Annotated in this window: 20 protein-coding genes and 1 pseudogene; 9 read left to right on the forward strand and 12 right to left on the reverse strand. The window is 63.1% G+C overall.

The window, feature by feature from the left end:
• Positions 1–85: 85 nt before the first annotated feature.
• Together ACIBG0_RS20960 and ACIBG0_RS20965 are read right to left on the reverse strand one after the other, a co-directional pair.
• On the reverse strand, positions 86–1288 hold the full coding sequence (locus ACIBG0_RS20960; protein WP_397034604.1) for an MFS transporter: 1203 nt from the start codon (positions 1286–1288) through the stop codon (positions 86–88).
• Positions 1289–1440: 152 nt separating this feature from the next.
• Positions 1441–1755 (reverse strand): hypothetical protein, encoded by a 315-nt coding sequence (locus ACIBG0_RS20965; protein ID WP_397034605.1) that lies wholly within the window; start codon positions 1753–1755, stop codon positions 1441–1443.
• 719 nt (positions 1756–2474) lie between these two features.
• Here ACIBG0_RS20965 and ACIBG0_RS20970 point away from each other — a divergent pair.
• A pseudogene (locus ACIBG0_RS20970) lies at positions 2475–2642 on the forward strand (transposase); the annotation flags it as partial.
• Here the strand turns inward: ACIBG0_RS20970 and ACIBG0_RS20975 are convergent.
• Positions 2620–3105 (reverse strand): hypothetical protein, encoded by a 486-nt coding sequence (locus ACIBG0_RS20975; protein ID WP_397034606.1) that lies wholly within the window; start codon positions 3103–3105, stop codon positions 2620–2622. The pseudogene ACIBG0_RS20970 and the gene ACIBG0_RS20975 overlap by 23 nt on opposite strands.
• A 394-nt stretch (positions 3106–3499) precedes the next feature.
• Between ACIBG0_RS20975 and ACIBG0_RS20980 the strand changes: the two genes are divergently transcribed.
• Together ACIBG0_RS20980 and ACIBG0_RS20985 are read left to right on the forward strand one after the other, a co-directional pair.
• On the forward strand, positions 3500–4567 hold the full coding sequence (locus ACIBG0_RS20980) for an AraC family transcriptional regulator (RefSeq protein ID WP_397034607.1): 1068 nt from the start codon (positions 3500–3502) through the stop codon (positions 4565–4567).
• Positions 4568–4754: 187 nt separating this feature from the next.
• Positions 4755–4982 (forward strand): hypothetical protein, encoded by a 228-nt coding sequence (locus tag ACIBG0_RS20985; protein WP_397034608.1) that lies wholly within the window; start codon positions 4755–4757, stop codon positions 4980–4982.
• Positions 4983–5047: 65 nt separating this feature from the next.
• On the opposite strand, the gene ACIBG0_RS20990 is transcribed toward ACIBG0_RS20985, so the two are convergent.
• The 6 genes from ACIBG0_RS20990 to ACIBG0_RS21015 are packed head-to-tail and all read right to left on the reverse strand — an operon-like array spanning position 5048 to position 10750.
• The gene (locus ACIBG0_RS20990; RefSeq protein WP_397034609.1) at positions 5048–5710 is read right to left on the reverse strand and encodes a class II aldolase/adducin family protein; all 663 of its coding nucleotides are present in this window, start codon (positions 5708–5710) and stop codon (positions 5048–5050) included.
• Positions 5707–6660: a carbohydrate kinase family protein gene (locus ACIBG0_RS20995; RefSeq protein ID WP_397034610.1), complete on the reverse strand. Its 954-nt coding sequence runs from the start codon at positions 6658–6660 to the stop codon at positions 5707–5709. The genes ACIBG0_RS20990 and ACIBG0_RS20995 overlap by 4 nt, the downstream gene beginning before the upstream one ends.
• Complete coding sequence (locus ACIBG0_RS21000; protein ID WP_397034611.1) at positions 6657–8099, reverse strand: aldehyde dehydrogenase family protein; 1443 nt, start codon at positions 8097–8099, stop codon at positions 6657–6659. Before ACIBG0_RS21000 ends, ACIBG0_RS20995 begins: the two co-directional genes overlap by 4 nt.
• Positions 8096–8905 carry an SDR family NAD(P)-dependent oxidoreductase gene (locus ACIBG0_RS21005; protein ID WP_397034612.1) on the reverse strand — a complete coding sequence of 270 codons (810 nt, stop codon included), beginning with the start codon at positions 8903–8905 and terminating at the stop codon, positions 8096–8098. The genes ACIBG0_RS21000 and ACIBG0_RS21005 overlap by 4 nt, the downstream gene beginning before the upstream one ends.
• Complete coding sequence (locus ACIBG0_RS21010) at positions 8892–9371, reverse strand: SRPBCC family protein (protein WP_397034613.1); 480 nt, start codon at positions 9369–9371, stop codon at positions 8892–8894. The genes ACIBG0_RS21005 and ACIBG0_RS21010 overlap by 14 nt, the downstream gene beginning before the upstream one ends.
• Positions 9368–10750, reverse strand: a complete 1383-nt coding sequence (locus tag ACIBG0_RS21015) for a flavin monoamine oxidase family protein (protein WP_397034614.1) — start codon at positions 10748–10750, stop codon at positions 9368–9370. The genes ACIBG0_RS21010 and ACIBG0_RS21015 overlap by 4 nt, the downstream gene beginning before the upstream one ends.
• 159 nt (positions 10751–10909) lie before the next feature.
• On the opposite strand from ACIBG0_RS21015, the gene ACIBG0_RS21020 reads away from it, so the two are divergent.
• On the forward strand, positions 10910–11587 hold the full coding sequence (locus ACIBG0_RS21020) for a TetR/AcrR family transcriptional regulator (RefSeq protein WP_397034615.1): 678 nt from the start codon (positions 10910–10912) through the stop codon (positions 11585–11587).
• A gap of 280 nt (positions 11588–11867) precedes the next feature.
• Here the strand turns inward: ACIBG0_RS21020 and ACIBG0_RS21025 are convergent, their stop codons facing one another.
• Entirely contained in the window at positions 11868–13235 is a 1368-nt protein-coding gene (locus ACIBG0_RS21025) for an MFS transporter (RefSeq protein WP_397034616.1), read from the reverse strand.
• 195 nt (positions 13236–13430) lie between these two features.
• On the reverse strand, positions 13431–14348 hold the full coding sequence (locus ACIBG0_RS21030) for a dihydrodipicolinate synthase family protein (protein ID WP_397034617.1): 918 nt from the start codon (positions 14346–14348) through the stop codon (positions 13431–13433).
• A gap of 51 nt (positions 14349–14399) precedes the next feature.
• Between ACIBG0_RS21030 and ACIBG0_RS21035 the strand changes: the two genes are divergently transcribed.
• A complete protein-coding gene (locus ACIBG0_RS21035) occupies positions 14400–15449 on the forward strand; it encodes a LacI family DNA-binding transcriptional regulator (RefSeq protein WP_397034618.1) in 1050 nt (349 codons plus the stop codon).
• 86 nt (positions 15450–15535) lie between these two features.
• On the opposite strand, the gene ACIBG0_RS21040 is transcribed toward ACIBG0_RS21035, so the two are convergent.
• Positions 15536–16177: a TetR/AcrR family transcriptional regulator gene (locus ACIBG0_RS21040; RefSeq protein ID WP_397034619.1), complete on the reverse strand. Its 642-nt coding sequence runs from the start codon at positions 16175–16177 to the stop codon at positions 15536–15538.
• A 155-nt stretch (positions 16178–16332) separates the two neighbouring features.
• On the opposite strand from ACIBG0_RS21040, the gene ACIBG0_RS21045 reads away from it, so the two are divergent.
• From ACIBG0_RS21045 to ACIBG0_RS21060, 4 genes are all read left to right on the forward strand, one after another.
• Positions 16333–19545 carry a bifunctional cytochrome P450/NADPH--P450 reductase gene (locus tag ACIBG0_RS21045; RefSeq protein ID WP_397034620.1) on the forward strand — a complete coding sequence of 1071 codons (3213 nt, stop codon included), beginning with the start codon at positions 16333–16335 and terminating at the stop codon, positions 19543–19545.
• Between the two features lie 100 nt (positions 19546–19645).
• Positions 19646–21223, forward strand: coding sequence for a flavin-containing monooxygenase (locus ACIBG0_RS21050; protein WP_397034621.1), 1578 nt, complete (start codon positions 19646–19648; stop codon positions 21221–21223).
• Positions 21216–22118: an SDR family NAD(P)-dependent oxidoreductase gene (locus tag ACIBG0_RS21055; protein WP_397034622.1), complete on the forward strand. Its 903-nt coding sequence runs from the start codon at positions 21216–21218 to the stop codon at positions 22116–22118. The genes ACIBG0_RS21050 and ACIBG0_RS21055 overlap by 8 nt, the downstream gene beginning before the upstream one ends.
• Positions 22115–23068, forward strand: a complete 954-nt coding sequence (locus ACIBG0_RS21060; protein WP_397034623.1) for an alpha/beta hydrolase — start codon at positions 22115–22117, stop codon at positions 23066–23068. The genes ACIBG0_RS21055 and ACIBG0_RS21060 overlap by 4 nt, the downstream gene beginning before the upstream one ends.
• Positions 23069–23114 lie beyond the last annotated feature (46 nt).

Raw genomic sequence — 23114 nt, forward strand, 5'->3', positions numbered from 1 at the left:
CTGCTACGTGGTTACGCATCACTTCTCCCCCGTTGGCGCTGCGTCGGCTCCCACTGGGCTGCGGACTCATCGGTCGACGCAGTGACTACCGAACGCTTTTCACCCGCAGGACGGTAGCGCCGCCCGCGACTGCGGCGACCCCGGCGGCCACGAACAGCCCGCGAAATCCGAAAACATCGACGACCCACGCACCGATCAGAGGTCCGAGTGCTTGGGGTACGGCCATGGCTACGTTCATGATGCCGAGTTCCTGACCGCTGTGTTCCCCACCTGGCAGCACGTCGGCAGCCAATGCCTGATCAATGGCCATGAAACAACCGAAACCGGCACCCATTAGAGCTCCGGCAATCATTGTCCCCCAGAGGTTTCCGGAAACAATGATGACAACCGATGCGAAACTCTGCAGAGCAACAGCGCCGAGGACGAACGGTTTGCGTCGGCCGGTCCTGTCCGAGAGTATCCCTCCCACGATCGATACCGCGATCGCGAAGACCATGTAGGCAACCGTCAGGCCGAGAAGCGCGGCGTCGACGTCCGATATTCGCAATTCGAACTGCATGTAGAACAGCAGCAACGAGGTGCCCAACGCGTTTCCGAGATTGACCAGGATCCGACCGGCCAGCGTCCAGCTGAAATCGCCAACCCGCAACAGTGCCCAAGCCGACTCACGCTCCCGAGGTGGGACCCTCACTGCTGGATCGGGGGTTGCCCAGATGAATGGCACGACACAGACGAGCAGGACCGCCGCAGACGCCAAATACCCGGCGAACCGCCCGGGAGAGAGCATCGTGATCAGGGCAAGGCCCCCGATCAATCCGATCGCCTGCGGCGCGGACACCCAACTCGACACCACACCTCGCTGCCCGTGTGGCACACGGTCCCCGATCATCGCGGTCAGTGCCGCGGAGACCATCGAAAACCCGAAAATCACCAAACACCAGCAGATTCCAATGCCGACCACGGTCCGCTGATCACCGAGCGCGGCCAGCGACAACGCGAAGACGATGGAACCAGTGAAAATCCATGGCCGCCGACGCCCGAAACGGCTGGTGGTGCGATCGCTCAATGCACCAGTAAGCGGAAATCCGACCGCTGCGAATATGCCAGATAGACCCGAGATCAATCCGAAATCGGTGACACTCCGACGCCAGTTGTCTTCGCGGAGTATTTCACCGATGCCCAGGCTGTCGTTGATCTGCTGGGGAAGCAGCAATTGAAACGCCGTGAGCTGGGCCAGCCAGATGCCCATCCACGCCAAGGCGAACAATGCGATCCAACGCGCAGACACCCGGCTCCTCTGTCCCGCCGGTGACGGGACAGAGTTTGCGGCGGCCGGTGGGCGGATTCCCGATTCGTTTGCGACCGGAGTCGAACTATCCATTCTTCGATTGCCTTTTGTAGACGAAGCGCTGTTCCGGAAACCGCCAGAGTTGATTGGTGTCAGAGGGATGCGGGCGCCGGAGCGCTGATCTCACCGGCAGCATGCAATGTGTTGTATGCCTGCACGAGCGCCGCGATGCCAGCTGGAACGCCGACAACGACCCCCCCGATGATCGGCCCAACTCCGGCACCAATCGCGAGACCGGGAATGCATCCGCCGATCGCACCGATAACTGCTCCGACGACACAGCCACCGACGAGTCCCACCACGCCGCCCGCCATTGTCCCAACAGTCACTCCGAGCATGAACTCGTTGGCTGCCTGGCTCAGCGCGTTGTTGATGTCTGTCTGAGCCTTGTCATTATCGTCCGACACCGGCGCTCCGCCCGATGTGGAATTCACTGGATCGGTTGTCGCGGCGACGACATGCTGATCCAGGTTCCACCCGCCTACCGCGTCGAACCGATTTTCGACAGCGCCCCCAGTCACCGACACTGTATCGCTCGTGATGTCTGGATCCGCCAGTGCAGCTTGCGCTGTGGCCGTCATAACAGTGGCAGCCATCGCCGCCGCCGCGACCCATCGAGTAGAGTTGTTCATTGATGCTCCCAAATAACTGAATGCGACGCCCGCAGATTGAATGCGACCGAGGCGGGCGGACCCGATCAGATGCCACCCGGCCAAATAGTCCACCCGGGCTGTCTCGTAATTCACTCAGAATTCAATAACAGGGTGGAGTCAGAAAGAAGGGCGAAACCGGACACCACGGGGGGCATACCGGACAGGGAGTCGAGGTCGTTTCCGAGCGTCACGGCAATACTCTCACCGGGACGTATGGTGACAACGGGTTCATACCCGCGCAGTGTTATGACCGAACCTCTGCAGGTAGAAATTCGGTGGTCGCATCCGACACCTGCGGGGATCTATAACGGGGACTCGTCCATTGCGCCACGTACCTCGGGTGGCGGACGCGCTCCACGGTTCGAATTCGATAAGAGCGCATCTTATGTGATTGTGATTCGTTAGCCCGCGTTGTCTAACCCGTTGTGGTGGATGAGCTTTCGCGTCGGCTTGTGCCTGATGAGTTCTAGGACTTGGCAGAACCGCTGATTCCGCGGTTTAATGCCCGCCCGCAGGGTGGTGGCACGGCACCGGTGGACGACCGGGCTGTGTTCACTGCCATCGTGTATGTCCTGACCAGCGGATGTGTCTGGCGGTACCTGCCGCCGTCGATCGGTGTCACTGCCCCGGCTGTCGGGCGCGACCGCGCCCGTCCAGCTGGATGAATAGCTCCACCAGCGAGTCGGTGATCTCTGTATGCCGCACGTGGCACAGGGCCGCCAGCAGCGTCAGACGCATCGGCGGCTTCATCCGCGCCAGATTCGCCGGGTACTCCTTCGAGGCCCGCGCCCGCCAGGCGCCCACCTGCTTATCCGACACATCCGCGAACAAATCCGCGAGCAACTCCAGCTTCCGCACCCGCTGAAGCTTGTCGACCTCCGCGAACAGGCTTTCCAGTCCCGGCGCCCCCGGTCCGCTTTGAGGCGGTGAAGAACGACCGTACCCAGCCGGCCACAGCCTGGTCCCCGGGACCAGCCACACCAGGTCGTCACCAGCCCCGCTGTCGGCCACCAAGTCCTCCAGCCGTGATCGTGTCCCGTGGGTCAGCCGATCTACGGGTTCTGCTGCAGAACTGCGGTCGAAGTCCTTGACCGCCATGGCCACCAGGCGCCGAACCTTCCCCGGGGCAGGCGGCTCGATATGGTCGTTGCGGCACCGGACCACCACCGCCTCCGCCAGTCGATCACGGGACATCTGCACCCCGCACAACTCCGCAGTCAGCCACCCGGCCAGGTTCTCCTGCCCCTCCTCGGTGAACTCCCGGAAACCGAACGCCTCACGGCGACCGGTAACGGGTCGCCGTCCGGCCTGCCATTCGTACGCCGCCCACTGCTCCGCCGAAGAACTTCAGCAGGCCGTATCTTAAATCCGGACATACGTCCGCATTATTTGGAGAAAAGTATCAAGACAGTGGTCTATACATGGCAGTATCTGGGGGGACTCAGCCCGCATACTTCGGAAGCATGTCCCAGATTCGGCCTGCGAAGGGAGCACTTACTTGACCGAGCAGATCGAATCGCCGTTCGACCCTGCGACCATCCCACCGGCTGTGTTGACAGGTGTCATCGAAGTCGCTCGGAGGGAAGGGCGATCGGTGTCGTCCTGGTTCGCAGGAACAGGCTTGGACTCGGCAGTGCTGAACGACGGCGCCGGCATTCTGGTGTCTTATCAGCAAGCCACAACCATCTTGCGGCGAGCAGTACGCGACATGGCCGGCAGACCGATCGGCATGCAGGTCGGGAGACGGGATACGTTCCTATCCTTCGGACTGGTCGGTGTGGCCATGCGGGCGTGCGCCAGCGGAGCCGAGGCATTGCAGGTCGCGCTCGAATTGCAACGTGCGTCCGGGGCCCTGGTAGAGATCGAGGCCGTGACGGACCAGGACCAAGTCACCCTCTCAGTGCACCAGCGAACGCCCGACCCCGAGCTAACTGTGTTTCTCATCGAGGAAGCGCTTTGCAGTGCAGTGGTTTTCATGAGGTCGCTCGTAGGCGCGGAACAAAACTTGACCTCAGTCGAACTGAGTTATCCCGCGCCCGCATACGCGCCCGAGTACCGGCAGTTCTTCCGCTGCCCGGTGCGTTTCGAGTCCGACGCCCACCGGCTGTCGTTTCCGACCGCGCTCCTGCGCCGCCGACTCCCCACCCACGACGCACTCATCCGGACGGCTGCGATCGACGCTTGTCGTCGCCTTCTGTTACCGGTGAGCAACCGATCAGGCGTGAGTGTGTCCGTTGAATCCCTTTTGAGACGGAATATCCGCAACCCGCCGTCGATGGCTGAGGTGGCGGACCAGCTGCACATCACCGAACGAACTCTCCGTCGCCAGCTCACTGTCGCGGGCGAGAGCTTCAGCGCCGTACGCGACCGCGTCCGTGAACAACACGCGACCCACCTGCTCAATGAATCGACAATGACTATCGACATGGTGGCTCGTGAAGTCGGATTCGGCGACGCGCGCGAATTTCGACGGGCGTACCTTCGCTGGACGGGGCGGCCTCCCAGCGCGGTGCGCCGAGAAGCCGCCCCTCTCCACGTAGGTATAGGCCGCCTGCCCGCCGCCTGAGTCTTCCGACCAACGCGGCTCTGACTTTCCGGGTCGGCTGGCTACGCCCGGGGATAGTTGCTCGCGACCCGGTGTGCGGTTCGTCGAGCACGCTTTCAGGGACTGCCCGATATAGCGCCCTAATCGAGCACGCGCTCGATCTCAGCGATGAGCCGAGCGAAAAATGATGAGCTGGCCGGCGTCACACATGAAGGTCACGGCGAAATACTCGCTGCCGAACCCGCCGAAAAGGGTGGCATTGCGAATGGCTGGTGCCCTCCGATCTGCGGACTGGAGTAGCGTGGCTGGATTGGTTGACCCGAATATCAAACGCTCCTATGCCGAATTGGCGCATTATTACGGCACTTTGGTGGATTTCGTTGCCGAGTACGAGTTTGGGCTTGCACCGGCGGATGTCCCGGCAGATCGCGGATGAGCGCCAGCTTCCGGGCACCGACCCACGCGGCCTGAGATTCTTGTTGCGGAACGCGAATAGTCGGATCAGGTGCCGATCGGATGGGTGCTGCCGTATCCACTGCGGATGGCAGCTTCAACGACGTCTTGAAGCTGCGCTTCCGTGAGTGATCTCGGCGGTGCCACCGCAGCAGCGTCCAAGTAGATCCGGCTCGACCACTCCAAGAGCACGGTGTTGTCGAGCGCGGCGTCGAGCGAGGTACCGACTGTGACCGCTCCGTGGTTGGCCAGGATCGCGGCGTTCTTATGCTGCAAGACCGCCAGCGTCGCCGAGGCCAGCTCCTCGCTGCCGAACGCAGCGAAGGGTACGACCGGCACCGGCCCACCTAGCAACAGCTGCTGATAGTGGATGACAGGTAGCTCGTCTGCGACCAGTGACAACGTAACTGCCGCGGGAGAATGTGTATGGACGACGGCGAGGGACTGCGATGAGCGGTAGACGCCGAGATGGATTTCCAGCTCCGACGTCGGTCGCAGTTCTCCAGCATGGTGACCGCCTTCCAGATCGACAACCGTGACGTCCTCCACTGTGGTGTCGGCGAGAATGACGCCACTGGCCGTGACCGCGACCAGGTCACCGACGCGCGCACTGACGTTACCGGCTGAGCCGAGAACGAACTTGTGCGCAGCGAGCTGCCTGCTGGTTTCTGCGACGGCGGCGCGTGCGTTCTCTATTTCGCTACTTGTCACCTGTTTGCCTCCTGCTCACGGCTGATGATGAATTGCTGCACGCTGTCGAGGTTGTAGTCGCCGAAGTCGCTGCCGAGCCCCTGCGCGACCTGGGCTGCTGTGGCGTTAGCCAAAAGGGCGGCGCGCTCGGGTTGCAGACCCAGTGATATCCCGCGCATGAACCCGGCGGAAAAGGCGTCGCCACAACCGCTGGTGTCGACGACTTCGACGGCGTATGCGGGGACCTCGGTAATGCCGTCGGCGGTGGCGACCACGGTCGGGTCGGCGCCCGCAGTCGCGACGACGCAGCGAACGCCGCGTTCGACGAGCCGACGGCATCCCTCATGCAGCGTGGACGCACCAGTCCAACCGATGACCTGTTCGTCGTTGGGCAACAGATAGTCGAGCTCGGGCAGCGCCGATTCGAAGTAGGCCAATGTGCCAGGGAAACCGGGCGACAAGCTGTCGGCCGCGGTGAAGGCCCCGCCCTCACGGGCACGGCGCAGGATTTTCGCGGCGAGCTCACCACCGTAGAATTCGAGTCCACCCAGGTAGACGATGTCGGCGTCGTCGATCGCCTCCCAGGGGATGTGCTGGGCAAGGTATTGGTTCGCGCCCACGACGTGCAGGGCGGGGCGTGATCCGTCCGGTCGGATCGGCAACACCGATGCTGAGGTCTGCACTCCAGAGATACGGTGCAGCAGCGTGGTGTCGACACCGTGGGATTGCAGCAATTTCGTCAACATCGCGCCGGACTGATCGTCGCCGATCACGCCGCATGTGCGCACGTTTGCGCCGAGCTTGGACATCACCATGGCCGCTGCTGCGGCGGTGCCTGCCGGGCTGATGGCGATCTGTTCGACCAGCGTCGCACCCTGTCCCGGCGGGATCTGCTCGACCGAGTGCACGAGGGTGTCCAGAACATGTGCTCCGATAGTGAACGCCCGGACTTGTGCGTCGTTGCCTGTCATCGCGAACCTTTCGTGTTGAAGCCGCCGCGCGCCACTGTGGCCGCAGGACGTGAAGGGGTGAGTCGCATGGTCGAGAGCAGTCGGACCAGCCAGCGGCCGAACCGGCTGTATGGCGGCTCGATCAGGCGGGTGAGATCCGGATGGAACGGCTTGTCGAATACTGCTTTGTCATGGCTGAAATTCGCGATCGAACGCTCACCGTGGTAGGCGCCCATGCCGCTGGAGCCGACACCGCCGAAGGGCAGCGCCGGGACCGCGGGATGCAGGATGGTGGTACCGGAAACGATGGCGCCGGAGCTGGTGCGTTCCTGAAATCGTCGACGAGTCGATGCCGATCCGGTGAAGACATACAGCGCCAAAGGCTTGTCTCGCTCGTTGATGAAGGCGATCGCCGCATCGACATCGGCTACTTCCACGATCGGGAGGATCGGCCCGAAAATTTCCTGCTCCATGATGTCGGAGTTCGGGTCGACGTCGCTCAGAACCGTCGGCGACAGATAACGATCGCTTTCATCTACCAGCCCGCCGGCCACGACGGTGCCGTCGTCGAGGAACTTCGTCAACCGCGTGAGGTGATCCGCGGAAATGATGCGCGCGTAGTCCGGGCTGCGTTGGGGATCTGGGCCGAACAGGTGGGTGATCGCCTCGGTGAGAGCCGCTTCGAGGACCGGCCGACACTGGGGTGTGGTGAGCACGAAATCCGGTGCGACGCAAGTCTGCCCGGCATTGACGAACTTACCCCACGCGATCCTGCGTGCCGCGACCTCGAGGTCCGCGGTGTCGTCGATCCACAGCGGCGACTTGCCGCCGAGTTCAAGAGTCACCGGAGTCAAATTCGGGGCTGCCGCCTCGAGCGCAATCCGGCCGACACGACCACTGCCGGTGAAGAAAATATGATCGAAGCGCTCACTCAACATCGCCTGCGTGGCATCCACGCCTCCCTCGACGACCCGGACGGCCCGGTGATCGAGGTACCGAGGCACAAGATCGGCCAGGACCCGCGAGGTAGCCGGGGCAAGCTCGCTGGGACGTAGAACGACGGTGTTTCCCGCCCCCAGAGCGCCGACAAGCGGACCCAAAACAAGCTGCACGGGATAGTTCCACGGCGCGATCACCAGCACCACACCCAGTGGTTCCCGCACTATGCGAGCCCGGGCGGGTTGGAGCTTGGCTGGCACAAGCACGCGGCGAGGGCGCAGCCATCGTCGCAAGTGCGAGAGAGTGTGCTCGATCTCCGTAACGACTACGCCGATCTCGGTCATGAGTGCTTCGGTGGCACTCTTGTGCAGGTCGTCGTGCAAGGCAGCGGTGAGTGCGTCCTCGTTGTCGAGCAGTAGACGCCGCAGCGCGCGAAGCTGATCACGGCGCCACCTGAGAGGCCGAGTTATCCCGCGCTGGAATGTGTTTCGGAGTTCGAGTACCGGTGACGGTGCCGTCATTGTGTTTGTCCCTCGGTCTGGTCGGAGTGCCGCTGGCTGCGCAGCGCCCAGCCGAGGATCGTGCGCCGCGCACGAGTGGGGACAACGCGTCCGACGCCCACCAGCGCGGCGGTATGCCACGGGAACGAATACGACTCGCCCGCGTGGGTTACGGCGCGAATCATGTGCCGAGCGGCGGTGTCTTCGTCGATTTCGCCGGGAGCGGGCATACCGTCGCCGAGTGTGGCCTCTGTTCTGACGAATCCGGGGTAGATGGAGACGAAACGAATGCCACTGGCGGCGTATTCGATCCGGTAGGTATCGAGCAGCACACGCACTGCGGCTTTGGCTGCGGAATACGGCCCTTGTAGCGGGATTCCATACCAGCCCGCCAGGGAGTTGGTGTGTGCGACCGTCCCGGTGCCGTGCTCGCGCATGTGTGCGAGCACGGGCACCAGATAGTTGACCGCGACATCGTAGTTGGTGCGCATGTAGCCGGTGATCGCTTCGGCCGTCAGGGTGTTCAGGTCGAGCGCGGGCGCACCGCCAGCATTGAGCAGTACCGAGTCGATGCGTCCGTGCAGCTCGACGACCTGCTCGACAACGTAGCGTGCGGCTGCGGCGTCGGTCGCATCCGCTGGGTGCGCGGAACACCGGTAGCCCTGGGCGTGCTGCGTGGCAACGATCTGATCCAGCAGTTCCGCACGACGAGCGGTGACCGCTACGGTTGCTCCCGCCGCGGCGGCGAGTTCGGCGAAGCGGCGCCCCATGCCCGAAGACGCGCCCACCACCAGAACTACCTTGCCGGTGAGGTCATTTCTCGGCATTGGATCGCTCGGACAGTATGAGGGTTTCCAGCGCGCGCATCGATGTGTCGAACTCTGCGGTCATGATCGGCAACAGCAGACGATAGACCAGCCAGCCGAAGGGACGGGGACGCATGTCGAAGTGGAACTCGTAGGTCATCGACGTGGCGCTGCCCTCGCCTAGGGGCTCGAACCGAAAGACGTTGATCACCTCGCGCAGCGGAGCGAGCCCCTCCGCGGAATCGATGCGCAAACTCATCGGCTCGACCGTCCGAACCGTCCATGTCGGGTGGGAGACGAGCGGGCCCACCGACTTGACCCGCTCGGTGAACACGCCACCTGGTTTGGCGTGCCCTTCATGCGTCTTCACCTCCAATACGTTGCTGACCCATTCGCCGAAGCGGCTGGTATCGCTGGTAACGGCCCAAACCTCCTCGGGAGTGACCACGAGGTTGCGGTGGGCGCTGATGACGAATCGTTCTGTCACGAGAGAGCTCCTTCTGCTCCGATGATTTCGGAGGCGACTTGTTCACCCGAACGGACCGCGCCGTCCATGTATCCGTTCCAGTAGTCGGAATGCTCGGCGCCGGCCCAGTGCACGCGGCCGAAAGGAACGTCACGCCATCGGCCCAACTCGGTCAGAACTCCTGGAGCAAGCACCGATGTCGGACCGCCCCGGGTCCATTCCTCTGCCGTCCAGTCCTTTTCGATCACGCTCGACGGCTGTAGCGCCCGGGCACCGACTACCGCGCTGAATGCGCGCAGGACCGCGCCACGGCGCTCTTTGGCCGGTTTCGGGGCCCAGTTGCGCCATTGGCGTGCGCCGACGAAGCCCATCAGCACGCCGGGTCCACCCTCGGGTGGGGAGTTGTCGAACATGGAGCAAACCGGGGAGGCCGGATCTCGAAACACACCCTGGCCGGACAGGCCGGCCTCGCGCCAGAACGGCTCGGGGTACACGGCCTCCACCTTCGCGAGCGTGCCGAACGTCATCCGCTGAAACAGCGCCTCCTGTGGCGCGGGGAGCAGCGGGCTCCAGGTGATTCGCGTGGCCAGATGCGGTGGTACGGCGACGACGATCCGCTTCGCGGTCCAGGTGCCGCCGTCGGTATGTGCTGCCACCTCCGTCGCGGTTTGGTCGATCGCCCGGACCGGGGCGCTCAACGTGATCGCGTCACCGAGTCCCTCGGCGAGCAGGAGTGAAAGTCGTTGCGACCCACCGACAAACCGCGATTCCTGCGCACCGCCGGACACATTCGTGATCCGGGCCATCGTGCCCGGGGTGTGCTCGTTGCCCGCACCAGCGAAATACCAGAGGCCGAACAACGCCGAGGCTTCGTTCGCCGTCCCGCCGAACGCGGAACCGAGCAGAATGTTGAGCAGATCGAGTCCACCGTCGGTGAGCGCGCCGCGGCGAGCCCACGTAGTGAGTGTCTCGGCGTCGAGCTCCCGAGCATTCGGCGTACGCCACGGTTCTGCCAAGGGAATCGTTCGCGTCAGCCGGTCCAAGCGGGCGATGAGCCTGCCGATATCGGGCAACGCGGTCACGTCCGGTGGCACGCCGCGGCTGAACCGGCGGGCTTTTCCGTTCTTCACGTAGGTGTTGGCGCCACTGTCATAGGCGGGGAAGGTGCCGACACCGAGCTCGGCGGCCAGCTTCAAGACATGGTCCTGGGTTGGACCGACGAATTGCCCACCAGCTTCGACGACGTGGCCACCACCGAGGTCGTGGTTGACCGTACGTCCACCGACCCGATCGCGAGCTTCGAGGACATGGATATCAAGCCCCTTCGCACGCAGAGCGCGAGCAGCTGTAAGCCCGGCCAGCCCCGCGCCGACCACGATTACGTCAGTGTTGCTGATCATCAGGCCACCTGGGAGATCGCGGTATCCGCCGGGGTCACGAAGTAGCGATAGCAAGAAAACATGGACACTCCTCGGAGTTTGGGAATAGGCCGCGTAATCAGTCCTGCCATTTGGGCGGTGCAACGCGTCTGCGCACGACTGTAACCAAACTTTGGCCAAATGGCCAGACTTCAGAAAGTCGGTACCGTACTTCCCATGAGCAACGGACGTCGAACGCACTATGCGAGAGGCCGCGAGCGGCGGGACGAACTGATCAACGCCGCGATCGTGATCATCGCCGAACGCGGGCTCGAGCGCGTGACCTTCCAAGCGGTCGCTGACCACGCCGGCTATCCCGCCTCCACGACCAGCTATTTCTTCGCCTCGGTGGACGAGGTGATCGACGCCGCCATCACCCGCGTCGCGGAGACCATCACCGGCAAGGTCACCAGCCTGCTACAGGCAGCCCACTCCGGCGCGATCACCCGCGAACAACTGGCCGAAAGCATCATCGAGCTGGTGTCCAACCAAGACAACAACGATTCCATCGCCCAGTTCGAGGCCTATCTCGCCGTCCGACGGCGACGCGAGTTGAGCCAACCCGTCCAGCGCATATTGGGAGTGATCGAAGACGCGACAGAAAAGGCACTCGAAACCTTCGGTGTTACTGATCCACACATTCCGGCCAAGCAATTCAGCGCTCTCATCGATGGCTTCACCCTGCAAAAAATCGCACGACCAGACGATCCGGACAGCGACCAAGCGATGCGCGACCTTATGATTCGAGTCCTCGACTCCTACGTCGGCACATCGACGGTGACAATGCACGAGAGCCAAGCAGTTCCTGAGCCGCAATAAACGACGATGATTCGTCGCCGCAATCACGCTACGGAAGTGCTGATCCGACTGCGTGCACACCCAAGTCACAATCAATGGTGTGTCGTGCGTTGTGCGGAGGTTAGGTAGGCCACGGCCATCGGCGCCAAGACCATCTGCTTGCGATGCCAGGCACGACTGGCCGGTCGAAACGGTTGACAGACATCGACGACAGGCCCAGTCCGGAGCCTCCGTGTGACACTCGGTGTTGCGGCGAAGTACGGCGCCGCCATAACGATCCAGCTGCGCGGTAGTTCCATGGTCATGGTGACAGTTCTTCGAGGATTCGGCCCTTGGTTTCGATTGCGAAGAACACTGTTACCAAACCGCCCATGAGCGCTACCGCGGCGAAAGCCGAGAATACGTAGCGGATTCCGAAGTCCGCGACGATCCAGCCGACAAGGATGGGTCCGATCGACGAACCGGCGCGCAGCCAGGCGCTGCCGAAACCGGTACCGATCGCGCGTAGCCGTGTCGGGTACAGCTCAGCGGAGTACAGGTACAGCGAGAACGAAACGGTCTGCAGGATCGCATAGGTCGCCGTCGCCAGGATGACAACCTGCACGGCCGAGGTGGCTCCCAACGCGGTCAGAGTCAGCAGTGGCGCAACCGCGAGCAGGAATGCCGTTGAGTACCAGCGCTTTCTACCGACCTTGTCGATCAACAACGCGCAGATTATCGACGCGAACACACCGACGCCGGAGGTTATCCAGCCGTAGGCCAGGCTGGTCTGCAGCGGTAGCTTGAACACCTGCTTGTAGAGCGTCGGCAGCCACGTGATCAGGCCGTTGTTGATCAAATAGACACTGATCCACAGGCCCCAGATCATGAGGGTGCGCTTGCGGTAGATCCCCTGAAACAGCTCACGCCAGTCGGAGCGTTTCGAGGCGACCGGATCGATCGGTCGGACCACTGGCTCCGACAGCAGCAGTCCGCGCTTCGTGGCGTCGCGCTCCAGCATCGATACAACGGCAGAGGCTTGGTCGAGTCGGCCTTTGGACGCCAGCCAACGTGGCGACTCCGGCATCAGAAACCGCAGCGGAATCGTCAGTACGGCAGGGACCAGACCGACGACGAACATTGCCCGCCAACCGTAAACGGGCACCAGGAAGTATCCGATGATACCCGCGAACATCAAGCCGACCGGGAATATCACCTCGTAGAGCAGGAAGAAACGCCCTCGTTTGCGGGCGCCGATGAACTCGTTGATATAGGCGCTCGCCACCGGCACCTCGCCGCCGGTTCCAATGCCTTGCAGGAAGCGGAAGAGCACCATCGATGCGGCATTCCAGGCAAACAGGCAGGCGATATCCATGGATACGAACAACAGAATGGTGATGAAGAGAATCCGTAGCCGCCCGAATCGCTCAGCGAGCGAACCGAATATGAGGGCGCCGAGCAGTTGGCCGAGATAGCCGATCGAGAGGATCAGACCGACTTGCGTCGGACTCAGATCCCATTCCGACACCAATTGCGGCATGGCAAAGGCGATGGCCAGAACGGTGTAGGCGTCGAAAAACGTTGCGCAGCCAATGATGACACGGATCAGCATCAGTCGGCGGGTCACCGGTAGCCGCTCGAGCCGGGCCAGCACATCTGCGGTGGTGACGGTAGTGGGCAGGGTCGTCATGTCGATATTCCTCGCGCTCCACGTCGAGCCATGGAGTTGGTCGGGACTGCGTTGTCACCGAACCGGGCGCTCGCAAGTCGGCGCACGCCGGTGGTCGAAAGGCAGGATCGGCAGTCCATTAACCGCCGATCCTGCCGGGCCTGGATGGTCATCGGCCGTCCGGGGCCCGGTTGGTCCTGGTAAATGGCCGCAGGCTCAGATCAATGCGGCGCTCTCGAGAGCTGCGATGATCTCGGCCTCGGCCTCGGCCGAGAGGTCGATCAGAGGGGACCGGACGGTCGCCGTCGGCAAGATGCCTCGGGCCTTGAGGCCGAGCTTCAGCGCGACGGTGCCTTCCATGTGCGAGCCACGGTGGTAAACGGCCTTCGTCACAGGCAGCAGCCGGTCGTGGATAGCGCGAGCCGCGACGTAGTCGCGGGCTTTCCCTGCGGCGATCAAATCGATCAGAGGCTCCGGGGCGAGGCCACCGTAGCCCACCAGGGCCCCGTCGACGTCGAACATGGTGTGCAGCAGGTACTCGTCGTGGCAGGTAAGGATCTGCAGGTCGGGCTGTTCGGCCCGGAGGACGGGGATCTCGGTATCCCACCGCCGCATATTGCGCACGCCGTTCTTTGTCGCGAACACTCCCGGCTGTGCGGCGATCTCCAGTTGGGTGCGCAGGTCGTAGCTGGCCTTGGTCGCATCGGGATACTGAAACAGGATCAGCGGCAGGCCGGACTCCTCGTGGATGGCGCGATACCGGTCCTGGGGCGCGCCCGGCTGGAAGCCGAATCGCAACCAACCGTGGGATGGGTAGACCAAGCCCGCGGCCGCACCGGCATCCACCGCGCGCACAGCCTCGGCCGCGGCGACTGCGGTACCTTCACCGGTGATTCCCGCGATGATCGGCACCGTGCCGCCGACTGCATCGACGAGCGTGCGGATCACCGCGACCTGCTCCTCCTGGGTGAGGAAGGTGCCTTCACCGGCGTGGCCGAGGCAGACGAGGCCCTTCACCCCGTCGAATCCGGACAGCCACTTGCCGTAGGTCGCGAGCGCGGTGTGGTCGACCGCCCCCTGCGTGGTGAACGGGGTGACTGGCGCTGGCACCAGCCCGCTGAGATCGAGAGACATACGTTGACTTCCTGTGGGAACGATTGCGGGAACGTTCCCATAGGATGGGGTATGCCCACCCATCAGGTCAATAGCGCAACTGAATCCGGCTCGCGGAACGGTAATCTCGTGGCCGTGGTGACCATTCTGGATGTGGCGAGGGAGGCCGGCGTCAGTAAATCGACGGTGTCGCGGGTGCTGGACGAACGTCTGCCGCGCTCCAACAGTCCTACCGCGGAGCGCGTACGCCGAGTCGCTGCCGAACTGGGCTACGTGCGCAACCCGCTCGCCTCGGGACTGCGCCGCACCGGCACCAGCACGGTCGGCGTTGTCGTGCCTCGACTGACCGACACCGTGATGGCGATGCTCTACGAGGAAATCGCCACTGCGGCCACTGGCCGTGGCCTCTTCGCATTGGTCGCCACGACCGGGGACGATCCAGAAACCGAACACGTCGCTGTCGCAGCCCTCCTCCAGAGACGTGTCGACGGGTTGATCCTCACAACTGCACGTATCGACCGAGACAACGATCCGACCCGATTCCCAGTGCCTTACGCCTTGGCTCTGCGCACCGACGGAGTTAGCTCCGCATCGATCGGCGACGACCACCTCGGCGGTTACCTCGCGACTAGGCATCTGATCGATCTCGGCCACCGACGGATCGCGTTGGTCAGCGGCCCCGCATACGCTTCCAGCGCCCAGAGGCGCCGAAAGGGCTACGAACAGGCTCTTGCCGAGTCCAGGATCGGACTCGACGAGTCGATGATCACCGGTGATTCCTTTTCCATGGAATCCGGCCAGGTCGCGGGCCGAATACTCCTCGACCGACCGGACCGACCCACCGCCATCTTCGCGGTGAACGACAACACAGCGATCGGCACCATGGCCGCAGCCCACGCGCTCGGGCTACGCGTGCCCGAAGATCTCGCCGTCGTTGGCTACAACGACATACCCATCGTCAGCAGGCTCCCAGTGCCACTGACCACCGTCCGCGTGCCATTCCAGCAAATCGCCACGGGCGCAATCGGACTCCTAATCGATCGAGATGCCGCAAGCCCCCCGCGCACCCTGGTCGCCACTCCGACAGTTATCCCCCGCAGCTCGACCAAAGCACCACGCTAGACATCGAGCACCGCTCAGCGCCAGGGACTTCGAACCAACCCGCGCCATCTCCGACCTCTGCTGTAGGCATCGGGGCTGAGCGTGCGCTAACTCACCACGCGGCCAGGAGTCGATATGCCTGCCATGACTCCGCGGCCATTCACCAGCGCCGTCGTCGATCGCACAACGCAATCGAGGCACCAAGCCTCGGAGTCGGCGTCGGGGCTCGTCAGGTGCTGGTTGATGAGACCGTCGACGGCCGCGAGGAAGTACCGGGCGAGGTAAAGCGTGTCGACGGCGGGCTCGATCTCGAAGTGCTGGGCGGTCTCCTCGATGAGCGATGCGGTCGCCTGATCGACTGTGCAGCGATGTTCCTCGAACATGTCACGGAACTGCGGTGAGCGCAGAGCAAGCATGGACAGCTCACTGAGCAGTTGGTGTTTGCCGGGCTGCTCGATCACGGTCTGCCATAGGCGCTCAGCGAGTTTGGCGATACTGCCTTCGAAGTCGGTGGCGGCAGGAATCTCCACACTCCGGACGTACTCGACAAGGTCGTTGGTGAGTTGCCTGATGACGGCGCGGTAGAGCTCTTCTTTGGTGCCGAACACGTAGTGCACGGTCGCCTGTGGCACGCCGATTTCGGCCGCGATCGCACGCGTACTGCCCGCTGAGGGTCCCTCACGCATCAGTAATTCGATCGCGGCGGTGATCAACTGAGCTCGGCGCTGTGGGGCTGGGACGTGGGCCATGCTCACAGTTTAGAAGGCTTTTACCAGGTTGTTTCCATCGGCTAGCGAACTTGTTCGACTGACTTGTTCGAGTGACATAGTCAGTCGAACAAGTTGGTGGTATGGTCGCACTTGTGAGCGGGGGTGAGACACACGACACATCAAGGGAGATGCTGATGGGCAACCGCCCCACCGCAACGTCACAAGCGATCCCCGAACGTGCAGGATTGCCGTTCATAGGGCATGCGCTGGGGATCCCCCGCGGGGGAGGACTGATTGACTATCTCCTGACGGAGACCGAGGAACTGGGTCCGATCTTCCGGCTTCGCTTCTTCGGCACCGAACAGGTTCTCGTTGCCGGATCAGATTTGGTTGCCGAATTGTCCGACGTCGACCGATTCGCCAAGAGCGTGCACGCGGATCTCGTGCAACTGCGGGACATCGGCGGGGACGGCCTCTTCACGGCATACAACGAGGAGCCGAATTGGCGTAAGGCTCACAACATCCTGATGCCGTCTTTCACTCGAGAGGCCATGCACGACTATCACGCCAAGATGGTGTCGGCCGCCCGCAATCTGGTCGGTTACTGGGAACGTAGAGCCCGCGGAGGGCTGACGGTCGATGTTCCTCGAGATATGACTCGCCTCACCTTCGACACCATCGGAATGTGCGGCTTCGGATTCGAATTCGACTCCTTCTCCAAAGAAGAACTGCATCCGTTCGTAGCGTCGATGGTCCGCACACTGACTTATGCCCAGGATCTGAATGCGTTGCCAGCATTCGTGAACCGGCTGCGCTTCCACCGCAACCAGGCATACGCGCGCGACATCGAGGCGATGCAGGATCTCATCACCTCGCTGATCGAACGCCGGCGTGCGGAAGCCCCTGGTCGCATCGACGATCTACTCGGGCGGATGCTCAATACGCCCGACCCGATCAGCGGCGAACCGCTCGATGACGCGAACATCCGCAATCAGGTGATGACATTCCTCATTGCGGGTCACGAAACAACTGGTGCCGCATTGTCTTTCGCGCTCTACTATCTCGTCAAACATCCGACCGTACTGTCCCGCGCGCAACGCGAAGTCGATACGTTGTGGGGCTCCGCCGACGACATCGACCCCAGCTACGAGGATGTCGGCAAGCTCACCTACATCCGTCAGATCCTCGATGAAGCACTTCGTCTCTGGCCGACAGCTCCGGGATATGCGGTCACACCGGTCGAGGAAACCGTTGTCGGCGGGCGATACACATTCCGTCCCGGCGACAGTATCCAGATCTTCATTCCGGCACTGCACAGGCAGCCGGAATGGGGAGACAACGTACACAGTTTTGATCCCGACCGGTTCGCGCCGGAAGCCATCGACTCCCGCCCCGGACATATTTACAAGCCCTTCGGCAACGGCGAACGCGCCTGCATCGGAAGACAATTCGCACTGCATGAGGCGACGCTGGTGCTCGCCATGCTGGTACACCGGTTCCATCTCGATGATCGCGCCAATTACCAGCTGAACATCGGAATGACGCTCACGATCAAGCCGGATGGTTTTCAGCTGCATCCAGGACTGCGTACGCCCATTGAGCGTCGTGTCGATCCGCCCGCGGCCCCGCAGCGTCAGCCCAGAACTGCATCGGTGGCTGACCGGTTCTCGGCGCTGGCCGTGTTCCACGGGTCGAACCTCGGCACGTCGGCGGGCGTTGCCCGCGAACTCGCCGCTGCCGCAAGGGACCAAGGATACCGTACGACCGTCGCGCCGCTCGACGACGCGGTCGGCAAGCTGGGCGATCTCTCCCCGGATACGCTGGTAGTCGTCGTCGCGTCGTCATACAACGGTCGCCCCACCGACGATGCGGCTGCGTTCATCGACTGGATCGCAACGTTGCAGCTCGGATCACTCGACGGACTGTCGTTTGCGATCCTCGGTGTCGGTGACCGCACGTATTCCGCGACCTACCAGCGCATTCCGACTCTGATCGACGAGCAACTCACCGCTGCGGGCGCGACACGCATCGTGGAACGAGGAGCGGTGGATGTCGGCGGAAACTTCGGCGGAATTGTCGACGCCTGGTCCGATAGCCTCTTGGCGGCTATCGGGATGGCGGACGATGACATCGCCGCCGATGATTCGACGACCGACTTCGGCCAAAGCATCCAGCTCACCATCGAACCGGTCGAAAGCCGCGAGACCGAGCGGGCCGAACAGCATGGCATGACGCGGATGACGGTGGTCGAATCGGGAGAGCTGGTCGACCTCGCCCATCCGCTCGGGCGATCCAAACGCTTCCTACGGATACGGCTGCCCGATGGTGTCAGCTACCGTACCGGTGATCACCTGGCGGTGCTGGCGAGCAACGACAGCGAGCTCATCGACCGTGTCGGCGCTCGGTTCGGTCTCGATCTGGACCATCAGGTACGCGTGCGTGCCTCGCGGAGGCTGAGGCACTTCTTGCCCGCAGATCGCCCGCTCACCATCCGCGAGATCCTGCGTGAGTACGTCGAATTGCAGAAACCGGCAACCACCGACGATATTCGCTTCCTCGCCGAGCACTGCGCCTGCCCACCGGAACGAAAGCCGCTCGACGAGCTGGCAAACCTCGAACCCCCCGACTTCGAACAGCGGGTGTCCGCGGTCGGCACCAGCATCCTGGACCTGCTCGAGCGCTACCGTTCTGTCGAGCTAACCTTCGAGTCGTTTCTGATGCGCCTGCCAGCGATCAGTCCCCGGCGGTACTCGGTCTCCTCGTCGAACATCTCCGACCCCGCCGCGGTGGATCTCATGGTCTCGGTCGTGGATGCGCCCCACCGCGATTCTAGTGACGGCGAGGAGCGCCGGTACTGCGGCATGGCGTCCAACCACCTCGCACAGCTGCGTCCAGACGACACAATCCTGGCTCGAATCGTCCCTTGCAGCGATGCCTTTCGCCTACGCGTTGACCAAACTGCCATCCTCATCGGCGCCGGCACCGGGTTGGCCCCGTTCCGCGGAATGATCGGTGACCGCGTCGCCCAAGCGAGTTCCGCACCCCTCATCACCTACTTCGGTTGCGACCATCCTGACGTCGACTATCTCCACCACGAAGAACTACAGAAGGCTGAACGTCAGGGAGTCGTCTCGCTACGCCCGACATACGCCTTCGCGCCCGTCGACGGTCACAAGTTCGTCCAGGACCGCATGATTGCCGAACGCGATGAACTCTGGTCCCTGATCAACCAAGGGGCGCATATCCGGGTGTGCGGCGACGCCACTCGCCTCGGCGCGGGCGTGGAAGCCGCGCTTCTCGAGATCCACCGTCGCTGTTCGGACAACAGTGACGACGGCGGGAGCGCCCCACGACAGTGGCTGGACAACCTGCGTGATCAGGGACGCTACGCGCGCGACGTCTGGTGACAGCCAACTCGACCCGCCTTTGAAAGAGCGCTCACCCGCTGGCCGGCTACCACCAAGAGTTTGCCGGATGGCTCACTCCCAGAACTGATTAGGAACAACTGTGGTTGACAACTACGCCTCCTTCGGCGACCCCGCAACCCCACCCCCGGACGCCTTCGTTGATGTTGTGATCGTCGGCGCCGGACTGTCCGGTATCGGCGCCGCCTGCCACCTCATGCGTGAGCGGCCTGTCAGCACTTATTTAGTGCTGGAGGCGCGCAGCGATCTGGGTGGAACTTGGGATCTGTTCCGCTATCCGGGAATTCGCTCCGACTCAGACATGTTCACTCTCGGCTACTCGTTCCGTCCCTGGAGCGACCGCCGTGCCATCGCCGACGGGCAGTCCATCCTCGACTACGTGCGCGACACCGCCGCTGAATACGAGGTCGACAAACATATCCGCTACGGCCACCGGGTCATCGACGCTTCCTGGGACAGCAGCCGAGGCCGCTGGATCGTGACCGCGGAGTCGACGGGACCGGACGCAGACAGCACTACAACCGTGCGGGTCAGCTGCCGCTGGTTGTCAGTATGCGCCGGCTATTATCGCTACGACCAGGGGCACCGGCCCCACTTCGATGGCGAGGAATCATTCGACGGGGAGATCCTCTCGCCGCAGTCCTGGCCGCGTGACCTCGACTGGACCGGCAAACGGGTCACCGTAATCGGCAGTGGCGCAACGGCTATCACCCTGGTGCCGACGCTGGCCCGCAAAGCCGAGCACGTCACGATGCTGCAGCGGACGCCGACCTACATCGTGTCCATGCCCGGTGAGGACGCACTGGTCGAACGACTCGAGAGGCTATCGCTTCCCACCGCGCTGACCAGCCGGATCATGTTCTGGAAGAACGTCATAGGCAACGTCTTGTCCTACGAGACCGCACGACGCTTTCCCTCGTTATCCCGGTGGCTCATCCGAAGAGACACCGAACGAGCGTTGGGCAAATATGTCGACGTAGACGAACATTTCAACCCGCCGTACAACCCGTGGGACCAGCGTGTGTGCGTGGTTCCCGATGGGGACTTGTACGCAGCGATCCGGGCCGGCAGCGCCGAGGTGGTCACCGACACCATCGATCGTTTCGTCTCCTCGGGAATTCGAACCAGCAGAGGCAATCTCATCGAGTCCGACATCATCGTGGCGGCAACAGGGTTGCAGATGGTGCCGCTGGGCGGGCTGACACTGTCGGTGGACGGCCGGTCGGTGTCACTGCCGGACACCGTGGTCTACAAGGGCATGATGCTGTCGGGTGTACCCAACTTCAATCTGGTGATCGGCTACACGAACAACTCATGGACGCTCAAAGCGGACCTGGTGAGCCGCAGCGCCGCCCGCCTGCTCGCCTACCTCGACCGCCGCGGATACGACCACGTCAGACCACGCTCGGAGGTCACCGGCGCGCGCCCGTTCGTCGATCTGCACTCCGGCTATGTCCAGCGAAGCATCGACGCATTCCCGCAGCAGGGCGACCGTACACCCTGGCGACTACATCAAAACTACCTGTTCGACCTGCGGCTGTTCCGCAGCGACTTCACCAACGATCGGGCCCTCCAATTCGGGCACAACCCGGTTGCGACCGCCCCCAAGCCAACTGGCGACGAGCACGTCGCCGAACACAAAGGAGTGTTGAATGCCTGAGTTCGATTTTACCGGGACCGCCATCGTCACCGGCGCGGCCGGCGGCATAGGACGAGCACTGGTCACACAGCTCGCCGACCTGGGATCCGACGTCGTCCTGGTCGACCGCGACGCAGAAGGCCTGAACTCCGCCCTGGCAGAGCTGCGAACCAGCCACCCGAGAGCCGAGTTCACCTGCTACGTCGCCGATCTCACCAATAGGGACGAAGTACACGAACTCGGCGAGAAGCTGGTCCAAAACCACCCCGGTACCCGATTGCTGGTGAACAATGCCGGCGTCGCGCTCAGCGGAGCCTTCGAGCAGTACTCCAAGGACGACTTCGACTGGCTGCTCGCCGTGAATCTGATAGCGCCCATTGATCTCGTGCGTGCTCTGCTGCCGGTGCTGCGGCGCAACAGGAATCCGCATATCGTCAACGTGTCGAGCGTCTTCGGGCTCGTTGCCCCAGCCCGCAACGTCGCCTACGCCACCAGCAAGTTCGGCATCCGCGGCTTCACCGAGGCATTGCGCGCCGAACTGGAGCCCGACGGCATCGGCGTCACATGCGTTCACCCGGGAGGTATCAAGACCAACATCGCGCTCGGAGCGCGTATCGGATCGGCAATGACACCGCCCGAGCGGGCCGCCGCCGAGAAAGACAACATCGAATTCGACAAGGTTCTGACCATCACTGCTGAAGAAGCCGCACGAACTATTGTCGACGGCATCGCCCATCGGCGCCGACGGGTGCTCATCGGAGCGAGCGCGAAGATTCCCGACATCGCTGCGCGACTGTTCCCCTCGCACTATCACCGCGTGGTCGATGCTGTGGAATCAGCATCGGGGTGGTTTTCCTCATTCACCGAATCGCGCGATTCCACGAGCACCGAAACCGCAGGGCAGGTAGCACGATGAGCGCCGCCCATCGCCCAGTGCCCGCCGCCGACCTCAACCCACTACTATCCCAACTCGCTCCGACAGACCGCACCGCTATGGACCCCGAGGACCAGCGCACGGAGTACATCGAGTTCGTGGAAATGTTCCGCAGGGACGAACCCGCGTTCGCCGGAACGGTCACCGACGAACTGATCCAAACCGGTCGACACGATCATGCAGTCCCGATTCGTCGCTACCGACCGGACAGCGCAGCCGACTCCGGCCACGTGCTGGTCTACTTCCACGGCGGCGGCTGGGTACTGGGCAACCCGGCGACCCATGATCGGTTCACCCGGGCGATAGCCGATCGGCTGCGACTGCACGTGATTTCGGTTGACTACCGGCTCGCACCGGAACATCCATTCCCTGCGGCCTTCAACGACTGCGAACTCGTCGTCGCACACGCCGCAGAGGACGCGACCTGGCTAGCAGTGGGTGGCGACAGCGCCGGCGGAAACCTAGCCGCTTCGGTGAGCGCCCAACGCGCGACCAACGGAAACCCTGTCGACGCGCAAATCCTGATATACCCCGGCCTCAATGTGCCGACCGAGGGCGGCGACACGAGTCTTGATGGAATGGGGCTGGATCGCAGCGACATCGACTACTTCTGGGCCTCCTATCGTGGTGACCGCGAGCCCGACGCCCGCCTCGCGCCGCTGCTCGCGTCCGACCCGATTCCCGCACCACCCACACTGGTGACCACGGCAGGCTGCGACCCACTTCGAACCGACGGAATACAGTACGCACAACGGCTCATCGCGGCCGACGTGCCCACCACGTATCTCCCGTTCCCTCACCTCATTCATGGTTGGCTGGATCTAGCGGATACCGTGGCCAGCGCGGGCCACGCACGGGAAATCCTGATCGATGCGATCGGGATCTTGCGCGACAGCACCGCACCCGGCGAGTTGGTCACTGGCCAACAATGACCGAGCTCACCGATACCCCGATCGTCCCCGCAACGCAGCGGGTGAA

Source organism: Nocardia sp. NPDC050630 (genome assembly GCF_044457245.1).
GTDB lineage: Bacteria > Actinomycetota > Actinomycetes > Mycobacteriales > Mycobacteriaceae > Nocardia.